Source organism: Lysinibacillus sp. NPDC097195 (assembly GCF_044762075.1).
Lineage (GTDB): Bacteria > Bacillota > Bacilli > Bacillales_A > Planococcaceae > Lysinibacillus.
In genome coordinates this window covers 217,090-238,627 of the sequence record NZ_JBIWDP010000001.1, presented here as the reverse complement: position 1 = coordinate 238,627, position 21,538 = coordinate 217,090, and the positions used below count along the sequence as shown (strand labels likewise).

Annotated in this window: 23 protein-coding genes; 6 read left to right on the top strand and 17 right to left on the bottom strand. The window is 38.4% G+C overall.

The features are described from left to right. Positions 1-470: 470 nt before the first annotated feature. The 4 genes from ACIQXI_RS01200 to ACIQXI_RS01185 all read right to left on the bottom strand — a co-directional run bounded on the left by ACIQXI_RS01200 (position 471) and on the right by ACIQXI_RS01185 (position 4,627). Complete coding sequence (locus ACIQXI_RS01200) at positions 471-1,235, bottom strand: TrmH family RNA methyltransferase (RefSeq protein WP_402920684.1); 765 nt, start codon at positions 1,233-1,235, stop codon at positions 471-473. A gap of 84 nt (positions 1,236-1,319) precedes the next feature. Continuing rightward, a complete protein-coding gene (locus tag ACIQXI_RS01195) occupies positions 1,320-2,312 on the bottom strand; it encodes a sensor domain-containing diguanylate cyclase (RefSeq protein WP_402920681.1) in 993 nt (330 codons plus the stop codon). Positions 2,313-2,341: 29 nt separating this feature from the next. Further along, entirely contained in the window at positions 2,342-3,136 is a 795-nt protein-coding gene (locus tag ACIQXI_RS01190) for an alpha/beta fold hydrolase (RefSeq protein WP_402920678.1), read from the bottom strand. Positions 3,137-3,277: 141 nt separating this feature from the next. Beyond that, positions 3,278-4,627, bottom strand: a complete 1,350-nt coding sequence (locus tag ACIQXI_RS01185) for an FAD-binding oxidoreductase (RefSeq protein ID WP_402920676.1) — start codon at positions 4,625-4,627, stop codon at positions 3,278-3,280. Positions 4,628-4,785: 158 nt separating this feature from the next. Here ACIQXI_RS01185 and ACIQXI_RS01180 point away from each other — a divergent pair, with 158 nt between their 5' ends. The 3 genes from ACIQXI_RS01180 (at position 4,786) to ACIQXI_RS01170 (ending at position 6,697) form a co-directional block, all read left to right on the top strand. Then, positions 4,786-6,183 (top strand): glycoside hydrolase family 18 protein, encoded by a 1,398-nt coding sequence (locus tag ACIQXI_RS01180; protein ID WP_402920673.1) that lies wholly within the window; start codon positions 4,786-4,788, stop codon positions 6,181-6,183. Positions 6,184-6,334: 151 nt separating this feature from the next. Then, a complete protein-coding gene (locus ACIQXI_RS01175) occupies positions 6,335-6,493 on the top strand; it encodes a YfhD family protein (protein WP_172772364.1) in 159 nt (52 codons plus the stop codon). Between the two features lie 12 nt (positions 6,494-6,505). Continuing rightward, positions 6,506-6,697: a small, acid-soluble spore protein, H family gene (locus tag ACIQXI_RS01170; protein ID WP_402920671.1), complete on the top strand. Its 192-nt coding sequence runs from the start codon at positions 6,506-6,508 to the stop codon at positions 6,695-6,697. Between the two features lie 91 nt (positions 6,698-6,788). On the opposite strand, the gene ACIQXI_RS01165 is transcribed toward ACIQXI_RS01170, so the two are convergent. Both ACIQXI_RS01165 and ACIQXI_RS01160 read right to left on the bottom strand, forming a co-directional pair. Beyond that, on the bottom strand, positions 6,789-8,939 hold the full coding sequence (locus ACIQXI_RS01165; protein WP_402920668.1) for a putative bifunctional diguanylate cyclase/phosphodiesterase: 2,151 nt from the start codon (positions 8,937-8,939) through the stop codon (positions 6,789-6,791). Positions 8,940-9,150: 211 nt separating this feature from the next. Further along, on the bottom strand, positions 9,151-9,675 hold the full coding sequence (locus ACIQXI_RS01160) for an RNA polymerase sigma factor (protein ID WP_402920665.1): 525 nt from the start codon (positions 9,673-9,675) through the stop codon (positions 9,151-9,153). Positions 9,676-9,911: 236 nt separating this feature from the next. On the opposite strand from ACIQXI_RS01160, the gene sspI reads away from it, so the two are divergent. Then, a complete protein-coding gene (sspI, locus tag ACIQXI_RS01155) occupies positions 9,912-10,121 on the top strand; it encodes a small acid-soluble spore protein SspI (protein WP_402920662.1) in 210 nt (69 codons plus the stop codon). A gap of 79 nt (positions 10,122-10,200) precedes the next feature. Then, on the top strand, positions 10,201-11,580 hold the full coding sequence (locus tag ACIQXI_RS01150; RefSeq protein ID WP_402920658.1) for an FAD-binding oxidoreductase: 1,380 nt from the start codon (positions 10,201-10,203) through the stop codon (positions 11,578-11,580). A 272-nt stretch (positions 11,581-11,852) separates the two neighbouring features. Here ACIQXI_RS01150 and argF read toward each other — a convergent pair whose 3' ends face one another. The 5 genes from argF to ACIQXI_RS01125 all read right to left on the bottom strand — a co-directional run bounded on the left by argF (position 11,853) and on the right by ACIQXI_RS01125 (position 15,637). Continuing rightward, positions 11,853-12,818, bottom strand: a complete 966-nt coding sequence (argF, locus tag ACIQXI_RS01145; RefSeq protein WP_402920647.1) for an ornithine carbamoyltransferase — start codon at positions 12,816-12,818, stop codon at positions 11,853-11,855. Between the two features lie 222 nt (positions 12,819-13,040). Next, a complete protein-coding gene (locus tag ACIQXI_RS01140) occupies positions 13,041-13,262 on the bottom strand; it encodes a helix-turn-helix domain-containing protein (RefSeq protein WP_402920645.1) in 222 nt (73 codons plus the stop codon). Between the two features lie 10 nt (positions 13,263-13,272). After that, on the bottom strand, positions 13,273-13,755 hold the full coding sequence (locus ACIQXI_RS01135) for a DUF2975 domain-containing protein (protein WP_402920642.1): 483 nt from the start codon (positions 13,753-13,755) through the stop codon (positions 13,273-13,275). A gap of 199 nt (positions 13,756-13,954) precedes the next feature. Then, positions 13,955-15,043, bottom strand: a complete 1,089-nt coding sequence (locus tag ACIQXI_RS01130) for a M42 family metallopeptidase (protein WP_402920639.1) — start codon at positions 15,041-15,043, stop codon at positions 13,955-13,957. A 108-nt stretch (positions 15,044-15,151) separates the two neighbouring features. Next, a complete protein-coding gene (locus ACIQXI_RS01125) occupies positions 15,152-15,637 on the bottom strand; it encodes a dUTP diphosphatase (protein WP_402920636.1) in 486 nt (161 codons plus the stop codon). Between the two features lie 104 nt (positions 15,638-15,741). On the opposite strand from ACIQXI_RS01125, the gene ACIQXI_RS01120 reads away from it, so the two are divergent. Continuing rightward, positions 15,742-16,137 carry a sigma-w pathway protein ysdB gene (locus tag ACIQXI_RS01120; RefSeq protein WP_402920633.1) on the top strand — a complete coding sequence of 132 codons (396 nt, stop codon included), beginning with the start codon at positions 15,742-15,744 and terminating at the stop codon, positions 16,135-16,137. Between the two features lie 183 nt (positions 16,138-16,320). Here the strand turns inward: ACIQXI_RS01120 and ACIQXI_RS01115 are convergent, their stop codons facing one another. From ACIQXI_RS01115 to dnaI, 6 genes are all read right to left on the bottom strand, one after another. Beyond that, a complete protein-coding gene (locus ACIQXI_RS01115) occupies positions 16,321-16,596 on the bottom strand; it encodes a DUF1294 domain-containing protein (protein ID WP_402920630.1) in 276 nt (91 codons plus the stop codon). A gap of 128 nt (positions 16,597-16,724) precedes the next feature. Beyond that, the gene (gene rplT, locus ACIQXI_RS01110; protein ID WP_024363826.1) at positions 16,725-17,084 is read right to left on the bottom strand and encodes a 50S ribosomal protein L20; all 360 of its coding nucleotides are present in this window, start codon (positions 17,082-17,084) and stop codon (positions 16,725-16,727) included. A gap of 58 nt (positions 17,085-17,142) precedes the next feature. Next, entirely contained in the window at positions 17,143-17,343 is a 201-nt protein-coding gene (gene rpmI, locus ACIQXI_RS01105; protein WP_024363825.1) for a 50S ribosomal protein L35, read from the bottom strand. 32 nt (positions 17,344-17,375) lie between these two features. Beyond that, positions 17,376-17,879 (bottom strand): translation initiation factor IF-3, encoded by a 504-nt coding sequence (gene infC, locus ACIQXI_RS01100; RefSeq protein ID WP_024363824.1) that lies wholly within the window; start codon positions 17,877-17,879, stop codon positions 17,376-17,378. 403 nt (positions 17,880-18,282) lie between these two features. Continuing rightward, complete coding sequence (gene thrS / locus ACIQXI_RS01095; RefSeq protein WP_402920627.1) at positions 18,283-20,217, bottom strand: threonine--tRNA ligase; 1,935 nt, start codon at positions 20,215-20,217, stop codon at positions 18,283-18,285. 373 nt (positions 20,218-20,590) lie between these two features. Continuing rightward, complete coding sequence (gene dnaI / locus ACIQXI_RS01090) at positions 20,591-21,529, bottom strand: primosomal protein DnaI (protein ID WP_402925603.1); 939 nt, start codon at positions 21,527-21,529, stop codon at positions 20,591-20,593. Positions 21,530-21,538: the final 9 nt, after the last annotated feature.

The following is a 21,538-nucleotide window of genomic DNA, read 5'->3' as shown; positions in this document are numbered from 1 at the left end:
CCCCAAAAAAGGGACGAGGACATATTCGCGGTACCACCCTAGTTATTGTACGCTCATTTCGCACAATCACTTCATTGACATAACGACTCGATTGAAGCCGGCTTACCTTTACAGCCTTTTTACTTGCTGGTCCCGGTAGCTGCTCGCAGGATGAATTCAACATTGCATTGGTTCGGCGCTGGCTCTCAATCTCCGGCCTACGCTCCCTGTCGTCCATTCACAATCTTTACTACTTCCCGGTCAAAGCATTTCACTATAGTTCATTACATTTTAAATGTGATTATACATTAAGATACCACTGCAAAGCAAGGGGCATCTGTTCAATCCTCACTGCAGGATTTTTGCTATCAGCGTTTGCGGAAGGCTTATCGGCGATTTATTTCAGTTTATCAGCGATTCCTGACGTTCTATCGGCGATTTCTAGCATATTATCGGCGATTTCAACTGGTGTTACGCACGTAAAACAAATTTTATTTTACAAACCCGTATAACACAATTCCTGTAGCAACAGCGACATTTAATGATTCTGCTTGTCCGAAAATCGGAATAATGATATTTTGATCTGTCATTGCTAATAACTGTGGATTAATGCCACTGCCTTCATTGCCCATCATAATCGCAAAAGCACCAGTATGCTGAATTTCATGATAAACAACAGCATCCTCATCTAGTGCTGTCCCAAATACAGGTACACCATTGTCCTGAAGCATATCAATCCATTCCCCTAATTCCCCACGAATGACTGGAATATGAAAATGTGATCCTTGTGCAGAACGTAATGTTTTCGGGTTATACAAATCTGCACAGCCCTTCCCAAGAATCACTGCATCCAGACCAGCAGCATCCGCTGTTCGAATCATTGTGCCGATATTCCCTGGGTCTTGCACAGCATCGATTAGCAACACTTTGCGCCAAGAAGCCATGATATCTTCTTCAACCGTCAACTGCTTACATACAGCAAAAACGCCTTGTGACGTTTCTGTCTCAGCGAATTCCTTTGCTACAGCAGCCGTCACTTCCACCATAGCGACATCATCGATTGGCCAAAGTAATGGTAAATCAACGCCCTCACGCACAATCAGTTGTAATACTTGCTCATTATTTTTTAACGCTTCTTCTACTAAATGGAAGCCTTCAACTAAAAACTCACCAGAACGTTCCCGCTCTTTTCGCGTCGTCGCTAGCTTCTTCCAATATTTCACTAACGCATTTTGCGTAGATTCTATTCTCTTCATTGTAACTCGTACCGCCTTTTTCCTATTTACTGCTCATTATTATACAGCAGAAAACAGCAAATTACATAGTTCAATAAATTGTAGCTAATTGTCAGAATTGTTTGCGTGCCTGTCACTATGACTGACCCTGTTTCTGCCGTTTTCTTTTGATATATACAATGCTTCATCCGCTTTTTTCAAAATCGTTACATCGTTATCCTTGTCCGTTACCGTTGCAATACCGATACTGATTGTAATACTTCCAGTTGGCCACTGCGCATGTTCAACAGCTTGACGTAATTGCTCGGCAATTATTAGCGAGTCATGAACCCCTGTCTCCGGTAAGATGACAACGAATTCCTCCCCACCATATCGTGCCACAATATCTGCTTGACGTGTTTGGTCACTTAACAGCTGTGCCAATTGGGCAAGTACCTCATCACCTACTTGATGCCCAAATGTATCGTTTACCTTTTTAAAATGATCGATATCCAAAATTAAAAGTGAGAACGGTTTGGCTGTTTTGTTGAATAACACAAGTTGTTCATCTAGCTTCTCTTGGAAAAATCTCCTGTTTTTCAACCCTGTTAACTTATCCGTAGCAGCTAGTTCTACAAGTGTTGCGTTTATATGCAGTAGCTCCTGTTGTTTTTGCTCAATTTCCAGATGGATTTGCTCTAATTTCACTAATGCCTGATCCTTCTCTAAATATGCAGCCTCTAGTTGCTTTTTAGCCGAACGTAATTCTAATTCATAATCAACGCGCTTTTTCATCGGCACTAAAACGCAATCGATACATTCTACCTCTCCCGCCACATATTTTTTACCGTTTAACAGAAAAGGGATGGCCGCACTATTACGATGCTTTAAACTAATAAATAGTTCTTCCACATGATCATTGAGATTGATAGTTGGGTAAAAATAAGAATGAAAAATCATCTTATTAGGCATAGACATTAGAAATTCAATATGCTGGTGTAGTAAATCCACCCGTTCATAACCCATCCACTCCAGAAAGGTCTGATTCACCTCAGTGATGACTCCATCTTGCGTAATCGCGATAAAGCCACAAGGGGCATAGTTCAATCGTGTATCCATGTCTTATAAATTATCCTTTCATGTTTTCATTAAAGAAATTGTGTAATTAACTGAATCGTTTCCTCTGGATGGCTAATATGTGGGTAATGTCCTTTTGCCTTCATTAATTGGAAAGTACTCGCTTTTAAATGTTGATGTAAATATTCACCAACTCCAATTGGCACGATACTATCATCCGAACATTGCATAATTAAAATTGGGACACTAGCCTTTGATAGGTCATTGCGATGATCCGACAAAAATGTTACTTCAGCAAATTCTCTAGCAATGACCGGATTTGCTGATTTAAAAGTTTGTTCAAGCTCATTTGTTAGCTTTGGCGATTCAGGATTATTCATAGCAATAGGCGCTAAAAAGCTAGCCCATCCAGCAAAGTTCATTTCCATCATTTCTAGTATCTCAGTAATATCATTTAGTTCAAATCCTCCAACATAGCCGTCCACATCATTTAAATAACGCGGTGAAGGACCAATCATAATTAATTTTTTAAAATAAGCTGGGTGTTCAATGGATGCCAGCATACCGATCATTGAACTAATAGAATGACCAATAAAAATGACAGATTGTAACCCAAGTGCTTCAATGATATCTAAAACATCCTGCTTGTAGCCATGCAGCGACTGATATTTTTGAGATTCATAGGCGTCAAGCTTAGAATTACCTGCACCGACATAATCGAATAAGATAAGTTGATAGTGCTCCTCGAATGCTGGTGTTATATAACGCCACATATTTTGATCGCAACCAAAGCCATGCGCAAATAATATTGGTTGCTTCCCTTTTCCTATTATTCTCACATTATTACGTACAATAACATCCATCATCGCATTGACTCCTTTAGAAATATATGTAATATCTCCATTTTGAAGGTGCATGCCATAATTATCAAGGAAATAATAAAAGTTAAACAAATAAAAAAGTAGAATGCATATTGAGTTGCATTCTACCATTCACATTGTCCAAGCTTAAAACCACTTTCTATTCGTTGGAATACTTTGCTGGAAGCGAAACACATTATGGGGATCGTATTTTGTTTTAACTTCCCTTAACCGGCTGAAATTACGACCATAATATGCAGCTGGCCAATTTTCAATCGATTGATCGGGAAAATTCACATAATCCCCCATTGTAAAAGGAGATAATATCCTTCTTAAGTCCTCAACCCACTGAACATTTTCCTTTTCATCTTCAGCGTTGTCCCATGACGTAATATATTCTTGGGCAATTAATGCATCTCTATAATAAAAGGCAGTTCGATTTGATGGAATTTGAGCTATAGCACCTCTTAACGATTGTTGCCAAATGCTTGCATTGCGATTAGGGGCATTTTCTAAAAATTGTTTCATTCGCATAATAGCTACATGCGGAAATGGTTTTTCAATAAAAGAACCAGATCTTTTACGAAGTGCTGGCTGATTGCCGCTCGGCACATCAAAAAATCGCACCGCTTTTATAAACGGTACCTCTTTTAGCCAGACTTCTGTTGGTGAGCCACTTTTCCTTAAAGGCCTTAGCAACTTTTTCAGCTCAGCAGCAGGACCAACAAAAATTCCTTGGACGACTACTTCGCCCACTTCCTTAGATTTTAGCTCTATTTGTGAGGTTAAGCGTTCATCCGTAAAAGGTGCCCATTTTTGCCAAGCATCAAAGGCAATCTCAAAATCATCCCACTCCCAGACAATTGCGAAAAGCGTCACATCTGCTATCGGTTGAAGTTTGAACGTAAGGGCCGTGACTATGCCGAAATTGCCCCCACCGCCACCACAGCTAGCCCACAATAAATCACTATTCATCTGACGGTTTGCTCTAATTAGCTCTGCTCCTTGATGACCACTCGCTGCTACCATTTCAATTTCAATTAAATGATCACAAGTAAGCCCAAATGGACGACTAAGCATACCAATGCCCCCACCTAATGTTAAACCAACAAGCCCTACACTGCTTTCAGTTCCTGCTGGTATTGTCATGCCATGTTCCCATAAAGCACGGTACACCTTGCCGAGATTAGCACCAGCTTCTATTCGAGCCGTTCCCTCCTCGTTATTAATTGCTACTTCATTCATTTCACTGACATCAATAATGAGACCATGATTAACGAGCGAATAATTTTCATAGCTATGTCGACCGCTTCGTAGTCGGAATTCTTCATTATTTTCCCTTACCCACTTTAAAGCATTGACTACATCTTTAGTCTTTTGACAAAAGACAATTTTACTCGGAAATTTCGGTAGACTTAAATTATTATTTGTTCTCGCTTCGTCGTAATCCGGATCACCTGGACTAACAATTCTTCCTGTGAGTTTTGCCTTCTTCAACGTACAGCTCCTTTCTCAACTGATACAATGCGCATGTACTATACTATGTATAACGAGCGAGAAAAAAATATGAATTTTGAAATGATTAAAGAATTCATCATGAGGAAGATCTTTTGTTACATATGATGCATTAACTAAATGAATTAGGGGGAAACCGAATGTTAATACATGTAGTAAGCGCTGGTGAAACACTTTGGCATATTGCAAACCGCTATGCAGTGCCTATGCAAGCTATTATTCAATTAAATGCATTATCGAATCCAAATCAACTAGTCATCGGACAATCACTCGTTATTCCTTCTGCCTATACAACCCATATCGTCAAAAAAGGTAACACCTTATCGTCCATTGCTCAGCAGTATAACGTACCAATGCAAGCTATTATTCAAGCCAATCATCTAACGAATCCAGATTTATTAACTCCCGGCACACAATTACTCATTCCTCCAACAACTCACACTGTACAAGCAGGCGAAACGTTAACACAAATCGCTAGTTTCTATGGCACAACCGTTCAAGCTATTATCAAAGAAAACAACATTACACATCCAAATATGATTTATGTCGGGACTGAATTAGTTATTCCAAGAAATAAACCAAGTATTGAAGTCAATGCATATACGTATCAGCCGTCTGAAGAAGCAATCCAGTCAATCAATGCAATTGGTGATCTTCTTACGTACTTTAGCCCTTTCGGCTATATGATTAAAGAGGACGGATCATTACAATCAATTAATGACCAAGCAATGATAGAGACAGCACAGTCGCAAAACATCATACCTATGCTTACCCTTACGAATTTTTCTTCAACAGAGACTGGCTCCAACCTAGCCCATGTTATTTTGTCTAATAGCCAATTAACAGAAAAAGTGATAGATAATGTCTTAAAGGTAATGGACGAGAAAGGCTATCAAGTATTAAACATAGACTTTGAAAATGTCCTACCAGCAGATAGAGAACATTACAACCAATTTCTCCAATCAGCCGTTGATCGCTTACATCCGAAAGGTTACTTAGTATCAACTGCACTTCCCCCAAAAACAAAACCAGGGGCAACCTATGAAGCCTTTGATTATGAGGCACATGGGAGAATTGCAGATTTTGTTATTTTGATGACCTATGAATGGGGCTATCGGCTTGGCCCACCACAGGCCATCTCTCCAATTAATGAAATGACAAAGGTTGTCCAATACGCACTATCTGTCATGCCTGCTAATAAAATATTTTTAGGCTTTCAAATTTATGCACGTGATTGGCTACTGCCACATGTCAAAGGGCAAGAAGCGGAAACATTTAGCCCTCAAGAAGCCTTAGCAAGAGCGCAACAATACGGGGCAACTATTCAATACGATCGAACAGCGCAATCCCCTTATTTTCGCTATGTTGACAAACAAGGAAGAAATCATGAAGTTTGGTTCGAAGATGCAAGAAGTGCCCAAGCTAAGTTCGACCTAATAAAGCAATTTCAGCTCCGTGGTGTAAGTTACTGGGCGTTAGGTTTTCCTTTCCCACAAAACTGGGTGCTGTTAGCAAATGATTTTTCAATTACAAAATAATCACTGCATTTATAATTTCCTATCAGGTAAGGTTTTATGAATACTCCATTGTATATAAAATTTTTCAACATGATATTCTTCCTTTTCCCATGATAAAAAAAGCAATTGCAAGCCATATTAAGAAATATCACATCGAAAGGAGCATGCAATCATGGGAAGAGATAATAAGCAAGGGCAAAGCAACAACAAAGGCTCACTACCTCAAACACCAAAAAATCAAAAAATTGCACCAAATAAAGTAAAAGAAGAGTTTTCCCAAGAGTTTACGGAGTTAATTAATTCTGTAACGAAAAACAAGCAAAAAAAATAAGGGGGACTTTACTTGGAGTATCTACGCGCACAAGAAATAGTTGCCTCTCCAAAGGAATATGAAGTGAGCTATAATGGCGTTTCCGTATGGATCGATAAGCTGCATGAAGATGGTCAAACAGCGACGGTTCATTTACGGCGCTCACTTGAGGAGCATTCTGAAGTCTCTATTTCGGAGCTAAAAGAAGAATACCTCGTGCATTAAATAGCTTCAATAAAAAATCCGCATTGTACTTGATTGTAGGTTGAGCAATATTTGCTACACCTATTAAAGTCCAAGCGGATTTTTCACATGTTTAAATACGATACTTCTCATCGTATTTAAACTGCTCTAATATTTCATCTGCATGCACATGTAAATCTTTAAACGTCGCGGTAAACTGCTCAGCAGAAATCGGTTTACTAAATAAATACCCTTGTATATAATCGCAATCACCTGCAATAAGAAAAGCGAGTTGCGCCACTTCTTCGATTCCCTCAGCCACAACTTTTAGACGCAAATGCTTAGCCATAGATAGAATCATGGACACGAGTGCTTCATCATTTTGGTCATGCTGAATATTATGAACAAAAGCGCGGTCAATTTTTAAACAGTCAATAGGAAAGTCTTTTAAATAGGATAATGATGAGTAGCCTGTCCCAAAATCATCGACAGCTATTTGTATGCCAAGAGCCTTTAATTCATGTAGTAACTGCGTCATTTGGTCAATATTCATTGTCATACTTTCGGTAATTTCTAATTGCAGATAGCTAGGGTCGAGATTGCTTTGCTGTAAAATCTCTTTCACCATTTGTACTAAATCTTGCTGGAATAACTGTCCGAGCGATAAATTAACTGCCACTTTCATTTTTGGTAGCCCTTGCGCCTCCCATTCCTTCGCTTGCAAGCATGCCTTTTCTAAAATCCACTTTCCGAGCGGAATAATTAGTCCAGACTCCTCTGCAATGTCAATAAATGTGGCGGGTGGGACAAAGCCACGAACTGGATGATTCCAGCGCACAAGCGCCTCAACTGACTCTATTTTTCCAGTTTTCAAATTGATTTGCGGTTGGTAATCCAAATAAAATTGTTGTTGCTCGAGTGCTATATGTAATTCTTGCTCTAATAATATTCGCTCTGTTACACCGGTTGACATATGCTGTTTATAAAAAAGATAACGTTGCGGTATTTGACTCGCTTCCCGCATCGCCAACTGTGCATGCATTAAAAATTGCTCAGCTGAACAGTTTTCTTCATTGTACGCAATACCAATATTGACATTGCCTTTGAGTGAAAAAAGCTGTACTTGCAATGGCCTATCCATTGTACTCTTTAAATTCATACAAAACTGGATAATTTCTTCCTGTGTACGAACATGATTAATATAAATAACAAATTGGCTTTCCCGTAATTTAGTCACAAAATAATGCGGCGGCAGCATTGCTTGAATCCTTTCTGCTATAAGCTTCATCATCTTATTGGAATTACTTATACCTAAGGAATCACTGATGGCGGCAAGACGGTCTATTTCAATCGAGATAATTGCCTGATTCTTCCCATCCTTACGCAATCCTTCCTTCAATGTTTTTAATAACAGTCGCTCGTTTGGGAGTTGTGTAATATCATCGTGATAAGCTTGAAATGTCAGTTCTTGTTGCGATTGTTCTAAATCTTGTTTAATTTTTAATAATTGTTGATAGGGCTTCTCCACAGATGTATAGTAGATAGCCTTTAAGAAAATATAATACGCAAAAAATTGGTGAAAAAGAGCCGTAAATACCCAGATGGCGTTGAGGTCCTTGCTAATGACCAATAATACATCACTCAAAATTAAATAAACGGAGCCGCTTATGAGCCATATAACCTGTTTTGGCGCTTTCTTATAATGCTTGCTCAAAAAATAGATTGATACCCCTTGTAAAGCCGCAGTCCCTAATTGCACAATGCTTAATATTGTTTGGTGATTATCTTCCAACAATAGCTGTGCTTTATGTAATAGAAAGAGCATAATGGCAACACAAACTAATGCGATGCTATAAGCAACCCTCCGATGGGCTAATGTTAACTTTTTTCTTGGCTTCATGATAATCAACAACACACCTACTACTAAAGCAACGCGCATAAGTATTTGTATCCCGCTACTCGTTAATGCTGTGTCAATATTTTGCGAGACTGTCATCACGATATGAGCAATCTCTAACAAAGCAATAAGAAAAAAAACACTGCCTATGTATAATGTTTGATTTAATAATAACTGCGAAAATATTAACCAAGAATGAATGGCTATTGTCATCGTAAAAACGACAATTAAAATTTTCATAATTAAACTTAAATACAAGAAACTTTCTTCTATATATAAAGTTATAAGCTGATTATTAAACACTAAAAGCGGAATAAAAAGTAACAATGGTATTGTCATATACCATAGTTCCTTTTTATCTATTAAATAATTGCGCGCGTTTTCCAATACCAACCCTCCATACTAGTCTATACTCAAATAATCTGATAGGTAAATATATCTAATTATTATTATTTACTACTTTAAAATTGTATATTTCTTTGACTTCTTACAAATCATAGCACTTTCATTGGACTTTGTATGCAATAAGTAAAGTATGCTAATATTCAATTTATTTTGATATTAGCATACTCTTACTATCTTTTAGTAGTAATTTTGTTTAAGGACTAAGCATTCTGCGCAGTTTACTTATGAGTCTAGTGCGTCTTTTTTTAACTGCAGCTATAGATAGTTGCAGTTCTTCAGCTATTTCTTCATACCTATATCCTTCAACGTACAAAAGTTGCAGCAGCCTTCTTTCTTCTTCTTTTAATAGATGCATTATTTTTTCATATAAAGGACATGTTTCTAGTTGATTCAACTGTTCTTCACGGTGTCGAATACTATTCAATGTATCATCTGCCATCACTGTCACATTGTCCTGAAATTGTCTTTCCTTCGTTAGTTCCTTCAAAATTTCTCCCTTCACCGTTGTATAAATATAGGCAGTAAATTGCCCTTTGGATGGATCTGCCTTACGGTAAGCTTGCCATACAGCGATGGCTGCAATATGGCGATAATACGCAAAGTCTTTGTAAATATGGCATTTAGACATTATTGAAGTAATCATCGGCTGTACTTGTTCTAATATTTCCTCAAATGGCTGTTCTGGCGAAAGAATTTGTTTATGTTTTTCTACTGACACTGTTACTTTCCTAACGACTTGTGCACAGTCCATTATTCCTAGGTATTATTAACTTAGCGCGCTTTGGTAATGATTGCGAATACCGCTTTGCCACAAATTCCTTCACAAATTGCATGAATAGCTGGCGATAAAAAAAAGAAAAGTCGTGGGAAATTATAAAAATCCTATGTTTTACTTATATTCTTATACATATTTCTAGTATCACTGGACAAATTATCACTAAGGAGGCGAAATAGATGAATTTTCAAATAAGAGATGCCATTACGGCAAATGTCCATGGTCAATCAGCAGCAGAATTTAAGGATATTGTCCAAGACGCTATTTCACGTGGAGAAGAGCATTTACTTCCAGGGCTCGGTGTATTTTTCGAAAAATGGTGGCAACAATCGACGGCAGCGGAACAAGATGCATTCGTGCAAAAGCTAGAAAAAGTTTTCGCACACTGAGTTTTTTAGGTACAGAACATTCCAATTCCTTAAAACGCATGATAAATTAGATTTATCAGAAAGTTTGGGAGGGATTGGAATGGCTGTTGCTGTAGAACTAATAGTAAATAAACTTAGAGAGGTTTTATCAGATGAACAAGTGTCGACAAACGACACTGTACGAGAACTACATGGCAAAGATGAATCTCATCATGCGATGAACTTACCAGATATCGTCGTATTCCCACGTTCTACTGGAGATGTCAGTGCAATTATGAAAATTGCACATGCAAATCATATACCTGTCGTACCATTTGGTGTTGGCTCTAGTTTAGAAGGAAATGCTATTCCGATTGCGCAAGGTATTTCTATTGATTTTTGTGAAATGAATGCCATTTTAGAAATTCGACCTGAAGATTTATTAGTAAAAGTACAACCAGGTGTAACACGTGCACAATTAAATAAAGAATTAAAAAAATATGGACTACAATTTACGGTCGATCCAGGAGCAGATGCAACACTTGGTGGCATGGCAGCAACGAACGCCAGTGGTACGACAGCTGTCCGTTATGGTGTGATGCGCGATCAAGTACGAGATTTAGAAGTGGTACTTGCGGACGGTACTGTAATTCATACTGGCAGTTTAGCAGCTAAATCTTCATCAGGTTATCATTTGAATGGTTTATTTGTAGGTTCAGAAGGTACATTAGGCTGTTTTACTGAGCTGACATTGCAAGTTTACGGCATTCCAGAATATGTTACTGCAGGCCGCGCTGTCTTTGATACAGTTGGCGATGCCGTCAGTGCAGTTGCGGCATTATTGCAGGCTGGTATTGTTATAGGTCGTGTAGAACTTGTCGATGAAGCATCGATTACCCAAGTAAATAGTTATAATGAAACGACTTATGAGGAAAAGCCGACATTGTTTTTAGAATTCCACGGTAATGACGCAGGTATGCACGCTGACATTGTATTTGCTACAGAAATTTTTGAAGATTTCGGCTGTATAACGCTCGAGTTTGAACAAGATAATGCCGCACGCAATAAGCTATGGCAAGCACGACATTCTTTAGCCTACGCATATATTCATGCGTACCCTGGTAAAAAATTAATGTCGACAGACGTCTGTGTACCGATTTCGAAACTGGCAGAAACGATTCTTTATGCACGTGATCAGCTTAATACTATCGGTCTAGTTGGTGGTATTGTAGGCCATGTCGGTGACGGCAATTTCCACGCCTTGTTAATGTTGGACCCTGCGGATGCACAGGAACAGGCACTAGCTGATCGCTTCAACGAGCAAATTGTGCAGTATGCATTGCTGCGCGGAGGAACATGTACGGGTGAACATGGCGTAGGTATTGGTAAAATGAAATATCAATCGCTGGAACACGGAACCTCTTTACTCGTTATGAAAAGTATTAAAGCTGCACTGGATCCGCTTAATATTATGAATCCAGGAAAGATTTTCACTTTGTAAATTATAAAAACACAGCCTTCCCCTTTTTACGGAAAGGCTGTGTTTTTTTATTTTGTAATGTGAGGCAATAAAAAAAAAGTAACCCAGCGTCTCCCAGGTTACTTTCACTATGTAGCGATGAGGTCATCCATCTTGACAACGTACATCGCGCGCAGCTAACATCCCTCTGTCTGTTTGCTACTATATTGCTATCCACAATTGACACCCTCTGTTGCCAATATGAACTTTATCTATAAGAATCTCGTAAAGAGCTTCATATATTCTATCTTTTGTTAAGCCATTATTGAAGCTAGCACGGCTTTTTGCGCATGAAGTCGATTTTCTGCTTGCTCAAAAATATAGGAGTTCGGACCATCGATAACAGATGTAGCCACTTCCTCTTCACGATGTGCTGGTAAGCAATGTAAGAACATATAATCAGGCTTAGCATGTGCAACAAGTTCGTCATTAATTTGATAACCAGCAAAATCTTGTAGACGTTGCGCCGCTTCCTCTTCTTGACCCATAGATGTCCAAACATCTGCATATACTACATCAGCCTCTTGTACTGCTGCTATAGGATCATGAGTAATAGTGATTGTACTACCATTTGATGCGGCAATTGCTTGTGCTTTAGCAATGACCTCTGCATCACATTCGTAGCCAACAGGTGTTGCGACTGCTACATTCATGCCTACATGTGCAGAAGCGACTACTAACGAGTGCGCTACATTGTTGCCATCTCCAACGTAAGCTATTTTCAAACCTTGTAATTCACCTTTATGTTCAAAGATTGTTTCTAAATCAGCTAATGCTTGGCAAGGATGATAAATATCCGTTAAGCCATTAATAACCGGAATTGTAGCATGCTCGGCTAGCTCTTTGACCATGGCATGCGAATTTGCACGAATCATAATACCATCTAAATAACCTGATAACACGTGTGCTGTATCATAAATGGATTCACCACGTCCAATTTGTAAATCACGCGCATGCATAAACATACCTTTACCGCCTAATTGTTCCATGCCTACTTCGAATGAAATACGAGTACGCGTTGAATGTTTTTCGAAAATCATGCCGAGTGTTTTACCTTCAAGCAATTTCGGACATTTGCCTTCTTTTGTAATTATTTTCAGTTGAGACGATAGCGCAACTAACTGCTGTACTTCTTCACTTGTATAGTCTAATAAGGTTAATAAGTCCTTTCCTTTTAAGCTAGACACTAACTTCAACTGTACTTCTTCTAGTAATTTCATAGCATTCGCTCCTTGCTTTCGTAACTGTTGAGTTTAGTATACACATGCATAAATATAAAATCAACTGAATTTTTATGTTTATTTTCAAAAGTTAGAATTCATATGTGGTTTGTGACAAAAATACGTACAATTGAATATTTATGCATTTTATTATAATTACAAGCATAATGCCACTATACAAAAAATGAGCCTACCCGAAGGCAAGCTCACCAAATACCGTAGTTAATCTTGGGTAAATTCATCCAGACGGTATTCTATAATATCTCCCGGCTGACATTCTAATGCCTTACAAATCGCCTCTAAAGTCGATAAACGAATCGCCTTTGCTTTTCCGTTTTTTAAGATTGAAAGATTAGCCATTGTTATGCCAACCTTTTCTGAAAGTTCCGTTACGCTCATTTTTCGTTTAGCTAACATCACATCGATGTTTATAATAATTGCCATATCCTCATCCTCACACGACTAAGTCATTTTCTGATTTAATATCTACCGCTTCTTGTAAAAGGCGTTGCAGAACCGCTGCAAATACAGCAATCACCATTGATGCAAATGGTACAAGCAATCCAACGAATATTACACCAGGTGCATCGTCCATCTCTGCAAAAAGGTAGAAGAGTGGTAAAGCAAGCACATGTAAACTACTAATTAAAATGGCACAGTATTTAATGTTCTTTAAAGATTTTACAGACAACGCCGAGAATGCTTTATTTTGATCAATGTAACGTAACAGTTGAAAAGCTTGATACAAAGCAAAGTAAAATGGAATGGAAGATGCGTAAAAAATAATGAACACGATATATTTTAAAGACGGAAACGATGGAACTAGCTCTACTGAAACCTTTCCTAATTCAGGCACAAGAAAAATACATAATGCTAAAACTGGGATGGCCATAAAAATGACCGCAATTTTTAAAAACAATGTTGTTGCTATTTTCATCAAAACACCTCATTGGTTTATTTTCAATTTGATTGTAAACGATAATTTATCGTTTTACAATAAATAAACATTGTTTTTCACTAAAACATTATTGTTTTTTACCTATAATTTCATCATTTTCCCTTTTTCACTCAAAATTTGCACTGTAAAAACAAAAAAGCCTTCTAACATGTCGTTAGAAGACTTTTGATTATAACGATTAATCAAATGTAATTTTGTTTACTGCATCACGGTCTAATTTTTTAATAACTTCAACCATTAGCTTCACAGCGTTATCATAGTCATCGCGGTGTAAAATACCTGCGTGTGAGTGGATATAGCGTGTGGCAATACCGATTGATAAGGCAGGTACACCATTTGCTGTTACGTGGATTGAGCCCGCGTCTGTACCGCCACCAGCCATTGCTTCAAATTGATATGGAATGTTATTTTCATCTGCCACATCTAAAACAAATTCACGTAAACCACGGTGTGATACCATCGATGCATCATAGACAACGATTTGTGGACCTGCACCCATTTTACTTGTTGATTCTTTCGGTGTTACTCCTGGCGTATCTCCTGCAACACCTACATCCACAGCAAAGCCGATATCCGGTTGAATTTTATGTGTCGCTGTTTTCGCACCACGAAGACCAACTTCCTCTTGTACGTTCCCTACAGAATATAGGATGTTTGGATGTTTTTCATCTTTCAATGCTTTCATGACATCAATTGCAATTGCACAACCAATACGGTTATCCCATGCTTTTGCTAATAAATATTTATCATTTTTCATTACATTGAATTCGAAATAAGGTGTTACCATATCACCTGGACGAACGCCCCAATCAAGTACTTCTTCTTTTGAAGCTGCACCTACATCGATAAACATATCTTTAATGTCTACAACCTTGTTACGTACATCCGCTGGTAAAATATGAGGTGGTTTTGAACCGATTACCCCAATAATTTCTTCACCTTTGCGTGTTGTAATTGTTACGCGTTGCGCTAGCATTACTTGGCTCCACCAGCCACCAACTGTTTGGAATTTAATAAATCCTTTATCATCGATTTGCGTCACCATAAAGCCGACTTCATCTAAGTGACCTGCCACGACGATTTTAGGGCCATTTTCATCGCCCACTTTTTTAGCAATTACGCTACCTAAATTGTCTGTTTCTACAGTATCAGCGTATGGTGCGATGTATTTTTTCATGACCTCACGTGGTGCACGTTCATTACCTGCAATACCATTCGCATCTGTTAAATCTTTAAACATTTGCAAAGTTGAATCTAGTTGTGTCATCCTTTTGCCTCCTACATCTTGTATCTTCTCTATTATACTTCGTTTACCGAAATATTCCTAGTGAATCGTCTGAATATTGGTGTTTTTTTTACTCTTTTGTCTAGTAAATTAATAGCCGCTGCGTTGGCGATTATAATTTTCTTCATTCTTTGCAATATATGCGGACACAACATCCTCAAATGAGAACCCTAGATTATAAGCAATTAACCCATAGCATTGCCATATTGCAGAATAACTATGCTCAGCTGGATTACTAATAAACGTTAAAATATAGTTTTGGGTCGTTAAAAATATTTCCGTTAAGTCACGTTTTTCCTCTATTACTGGCCATTTCTCTATCGATGTATACCCTTTTAAAATGCCTAACGATAATATAAAGTGAATGGAGTCAACATACTCTTCTAAAATCACTTCACGTGCTGATGGCCCCTTCGTACTCCAAAATTTAAAGCAACGCGTTTCATTGGCAAGCTCTGCTAGCTCCACCATCAATGCCAAGCCTTTCTCTTTAAAAACATCGCGTTCGATTTTTTGCGTTTTTTCAATAAACTGATCTAGTTCTTTTTGCATTGTAAATAATTGTTGTAAGTTCATTTTTTTCTCCTACATTTTTTAAAATTTTTTTGTTTAAAGTGAAACTAAATGTCTCCCCCAATCGTATAGGAAGGAATAACCTTTCTTCAAGGGGGAATTTTATCATGTTACCGTTACTTATTCGACTTGCTGTGATTGCGCTTATAATCTATGTATTCTATAAAGCGATTCGATATATAACCGATCCTAAACGAAAACTCGATGAGGCATACGAAAAAGGCCACTATTACTTTTACGATGACGTAAAAAATGTTCGAAAGAATTTCTTTATTTCTTTTAAGGGTGCACTTTTTGAGGGCGAAAAATACTTAGGTACAACCGAAGATGCATTTGAGGTCGTTACGATTTTCGTTGGCGCTCGCGATGCCGCTACGCTACAAGGATTTACAAGGAGTGACTTCGAGTATCTACAGCAAGAAATTTTATTTAACTATCCTAACGCTAAAATTAACTGGAAGCAACCGATTGAACAACTTATGCGCAACACATCCTCTACATGAGGATGTGTTTTTCTATTTAAGTGCCAGGCACCCACACAATTTACGATTTTTACGAGAACGCTCGCTTCCTGAGATTTATCGGCGTTTTTTGTGATTATATCGGCGATTTCAATGGATTTATCGGCGAAATTTGAAGGGTTATCGGCGATTTTTCTGGTTCTATCGGCGATTGCCCTTTTGCTATCATTTAAAAGAGCTGCCCCATAATTGCACAAGTATAAAAATTTGAATAGCAGCAAGCAATGGGAAACCAAATGCAAAACTATTATGACGTGTTTTATGACGGAATAAATACATACCTAATACGCCTCCAACAGCACCACCCGCTATCGCTAAAGTAAATAATGTCCGCTCGGCAATGCGCCATTCGTGCTTTTTGGCACGTGATTTATCCATGCCCATCATGACGAGCAGTACGACGGACACAATGGCCATGTAGGCAAGTAATGCTTGGACCATTAAAACAACCTCCTATGTAAAAAGACTGATGACACTATCCCATCAGTCTTAACTATACACTATTTTATTAGCCCCTGTCGCTTCGCTTTCGGGGCAGAAATAAAAAAGAGCGACTATGTCGCTCTTTTTTATTTTGCTACTGCTTTTTTAGCAGCTTCTGCTAATTGTGTGAATGCTGCAGCATCTGTTACAGCTAAGTCAGCTAACATTTTACGGTTAACTTCGATACCAGCAACTTTTAAACCGTGCATTAAACGGCTGTATGAAAGACCGTTCATACGAGCAGCTGCGTTGATACGAGTGATCCATAATTTACGGAAATCACGTTTTTTCTGACGACGGTCACGGTATGCATATTGACCTGATTTCATTACTGCTTGGTTAGCAACTTTATATAATGTATGTTTTGAACCATAGTAACCTTTAGCTAATTTCAATACTTTTTTACGACGTTTGCGCGTCACTGTTCCGCCTTTTACGCGTGGCATATGAATTACCTCCTGCTTTTCATTAAAAAATGAATATTAGTTTATTTTGTGTAGTCAATCATTTCATGTAAACAAGTAATGATTTGATGCGTTTGAAGTCACCAGATGATACAACTTTACCTTTACGTAGGTGACGTTTTTGTTTCGTAGATTTGTTTGCGAATAAGTGGCTTCCGTAAGCACGGTCATATTTTAATTTACCTGAACCCGTTTTTTTGAAACGTTTCGCAGCTCCACGGTGAGTTTTCATTTTTGGCATGTCGAATTCCTCCTAAACTGTTTCGTCTAATACTATTTCTCGTTCTTTGGTTGAAGAACTAAGAACATGCTTCGGCCTTCCATCTTCGGTTTTTGTTCAACCGTAGATACTTCAGCACAAGCTTCAGCAAAACGATCTAACACACGTTGACCAATATCTTTGTGTGTAATCGCACGACCTTTGAAACGTAAGCTACATTTAACTTTATCGCCTTTTTCAAGGAATTTAATCGCATTACGTAGCTTCGTTTGGAAATCATGTTCATCGATTGTTGGGCTCAAGCGAACCTCTTTCATTACGATGACTTTTTGATTTTTACGAATTTCGCGGTCTTTCTTTTGCTGTTCAAACTTAAATTTACCATAGTCCATGATACGAGCGACTGGCGGCTTGGCTTGAGGGGCCACAAGGACAAGATCCAAGTTCACACGAGTGGCGATTTCTAACGCTTCGTTACGTGTCTTTACACCAAGCTGGTCACCATTGTGATCGATTAATCGAAGTTCACGTGCGCGAATGCCTTCGTTTACATACATGTCTTTGCTAATAGTAATCCACCTCCAAGTAGTTGTCGCGAATACATGGTTTGGGCAAAGCCTTGCCCGGTTGAACGGTACATCCTCTTGTCATGTCCATAAAAAAAGGACGGACATTTTGAAGATGTCCGCCCGCTATATGTGCATGCGTAAGTACGCAAAACAATTCAACGTGTCATACCTGTTCACAGCCTAAGCGTTGTATCAGGTGAGAAGCGGGCAGCCTCTACTTCAACCACAAACTTTGTATTCATTAACCTTCACTATATTAGCATGTACAATTTAGATTGTCAAATATATTTTTTGCAATCTCCTAATTAGTATGTGCAATACATTTACATTTTATACGTCATTATAGTACAAATAATTAAAGATAATCAAGTACTATTATGCAATTGTTCAATTAGAAACGTGCAACTTCTGCTTTAATATTTGCTAGGAAGTCTTCAAAAGAAATAGTTTCGGAATCTTTTGAGCCGTAGCGACGTACGTTTACTCCGTTCGCCTCAACCTCTTTATCCCCAATAACAAGCATATACGGAATCTTTTTCATTTGTGCTTCACGGATTTTATAACCCAGTTTTTCTTCACGGTCATCCATTTCAACACGTAAACCTGCAGCAGTCAGCTGTTCTTCGATTTGTTTTGCATAGTCGAAGTGCGCTTCGTTCGATACCGGAATAACTTCTACTTGTACTGGTGCTAACCAAGTCGGGAATGCACCTTTGTATTCTTCAATTAAGAACGCAACAAAACGTTCCATTGTTGATACAACACCACGGTGAATAACGACTGGACGATGTGGTTTACCATCTTCACCTACATATGTTAAGTCAAAGCGTTCTGGTAATAAGAAGTCTAACTGTACAGTTGATAAAGTTTCTTCTTTACCAATTGCTGTTTTTACTTGTACGTCAAGTTTAGGACCGTAGAACGCAGCCTCACCCTCAGCTTCGAAGTAGTCTAAACCAAGTTCATCCATTGCTTCTTTTAACATACTTTGTGCTTTTTCCCACATAGCATCATCATCGAAGTACTTTTCAGTATCTGCTGGGTCACGGTAAGATAGACGGAATGAGTAATCTTTTAAATCAAAGTCTTTATATACTTCTAAAATTAATTGTACAACTTTTTGGAACTCTACTTTAATTTGGTCTGGTCGAACGAAGATGTGTGCATCGTTTAACGTCATCCCACGTACACGTTGTAATCCTGAAACTGCACCTGACATTTCATAACGGTGCATTGTACCAAGCTCAGCAATACGTAATGGTAAGCTACGGTATGAGTGCATGCTATTTTTGTAAACCATCATATGGTGTGGACAGTTCATTGGACGCATAATTAAAGTTTCATTGTCCATCTCCATTGGTGGGAAAATAGAATCTTGGTAATGATCCCAGTGACCAGAAGTTTGGTAAAGCTCTTTTGAACCAAGAACTGGTGTGTATACATGTTTATAACCAAGAGATAATTCTTTATCCACAATATAACGTTCAATGACACGACGGATTGTAGCACCATTTGGTAACCATAGTGGTAAACCTTGACCTACTTTTTGAGAAGTAGTGAATAATTCTAATTCTTTACCAATTTTACGATGGTCACGTTCTTTTGCCTCTTCTAACATTTGAAGGTGGTGCTTTAAATCTTCTTTTTTGAAGAAAGCCGTACCGTAAATACGTTGAAGCATTTTGTTATCAGAGTTTCCTCTCCAATAAGCACCTGCTAATGATAATAATTTAAACTCGCGTAGTTTACCTGTTGATGGTACGTGAATACCTCGGCATAGGTCGAAGAATTCACCTTGGTAGTAAATTGACACTTGCTCATCCGCTGGAATCGCTTCAAGTAATTCTAATTTGTATTCATCGCCGACTTCTTCATAAATAGCTTGTGCTTCTGCACGGCTTACGTTTTTACGCTCTACCTCTAAGTTTTCAGCAATAATTTTTTTCATTTCTTTTTCGATTGTTGGAAGGTCTTCAGCAGTAATAGGTGTTGGTGCATCAATATCATAGTAGAACCCACCCTCAATAACAGGACCAATGCCAAGCTTCACTTCTGGGAATAAACGTTTAATCGCTTGTGCTGTCAAATGGGCAGTTGAGTGACGAAGAATTTCTAATGCTTCCGCATCATCTTGCGTAATAATCGCAATTGTTGCATCTTCTTCAATTGGTGTTTTTAAATCTACCAATTCTCCATTGACTTTCCCTGCATATGCTTTTTTACGAAGCCCTGGGCTAATAGATAATGCTACATCATCAGTAGATGTTCCTTTTGCAAATTCCTTTACAGCGCCATCTGGGAACGTTAATTTAATCATGTCTGACATTTTTTTGCACTCCTTATGTGGTTGTTTGTGTGATGCATGATGGGCATGCCGTTGAGCTAAATAGCCGCGAAAAACAAAAAAGCCCCGTCCCTAACAAAAGGGACGAAGCGTATGCTCGTGGTTCCACCCTTCTTCCTCCCGACAAAATCGTCAGACGAAGCTCAAGGCTAGCTAACGGGCTAGGGACCGGCGAAAGATTTTCCCTTTCGCTGCTCAGTAGGTAGTAAAAATTGTGCCCAAACTAGGAAGTTTACAGCCGATGACTTCCCTCTCTATAAGCCGTTACACAAATTTCATGTCCTCATCATTGCATTAAGATATATAGTATATGTGACAGTATACGCTCGATTGTCGTAAAATGCAACTATCAATATTATAAACGTCGATTTTTGCCACGCATTTCAATTGGCTCTGTTAAAGCCTTTACACGTTCCATAATTCGTCCAGCTTTTACAACTTCAATATCCCCTTTTTGAGACTGTGCTAAATGGTGTTCTAATTCATCATAATTAAAATTAGAAGTAATGAATGTTGGTAATTGCTCTGCCATACGATAATGGAAGATTGTCCCTAAAATTTCATCTCGCGTCCATGCTGACATCGTTTCTGCTCCTAAATCATCGAGCATCAATACAGGTGCTTTTTTCACATAATCTATTTTTTCATTTAATGTGTTATCACCGATGGCATTTTTCATTTCGCGCAAAAATTCTGGTACGAAAACTACTACTGAACGTATTTTCTTAGAAGCTAATTCATTCGCAAGCGCACCAAGTACAAAGGATTTCCCTACACCGAACTTGCCATACAAATAAAAACCTTTTGATGGAAGCTGACCTGTTTCCTCCGTTTTCTTAACAAATTGTGCTGCACGTTGCGCGATAAGCACACGTGATTCATCATCAATCATCAAGTCTTGGATAGTTGCTTGCAGCACGTCTTTCGGCATATGCATACTGGCAATCATATTCGCAACATCACGACGATCGTCTTCACGTACTTTTTGTTCACAGCGCACGTAATCAATTTCAACTGTATTACGCACTACGCGTAATGTTGGAATAAAACCTTTTAAATAATTGGTACAATGAGCTGTATGATCGCAGCCACAACAAACTGTTGATTGACTAATAAATTCATGGAGCTTTGGTAAATTGCGCTCCACTGCATCATAGCTTAACTCCTCTGCATTTTCTGCTAAAAACGCTTGTACTCTAGGGTGTTCTAAAATTTCTCTACGCATCGCTTCATATCGCTCTTGAAATGATGGTACTTTTATCGTTCTGTTTAATGGCTTGTTAATTGGTTCGATTGCCATTCA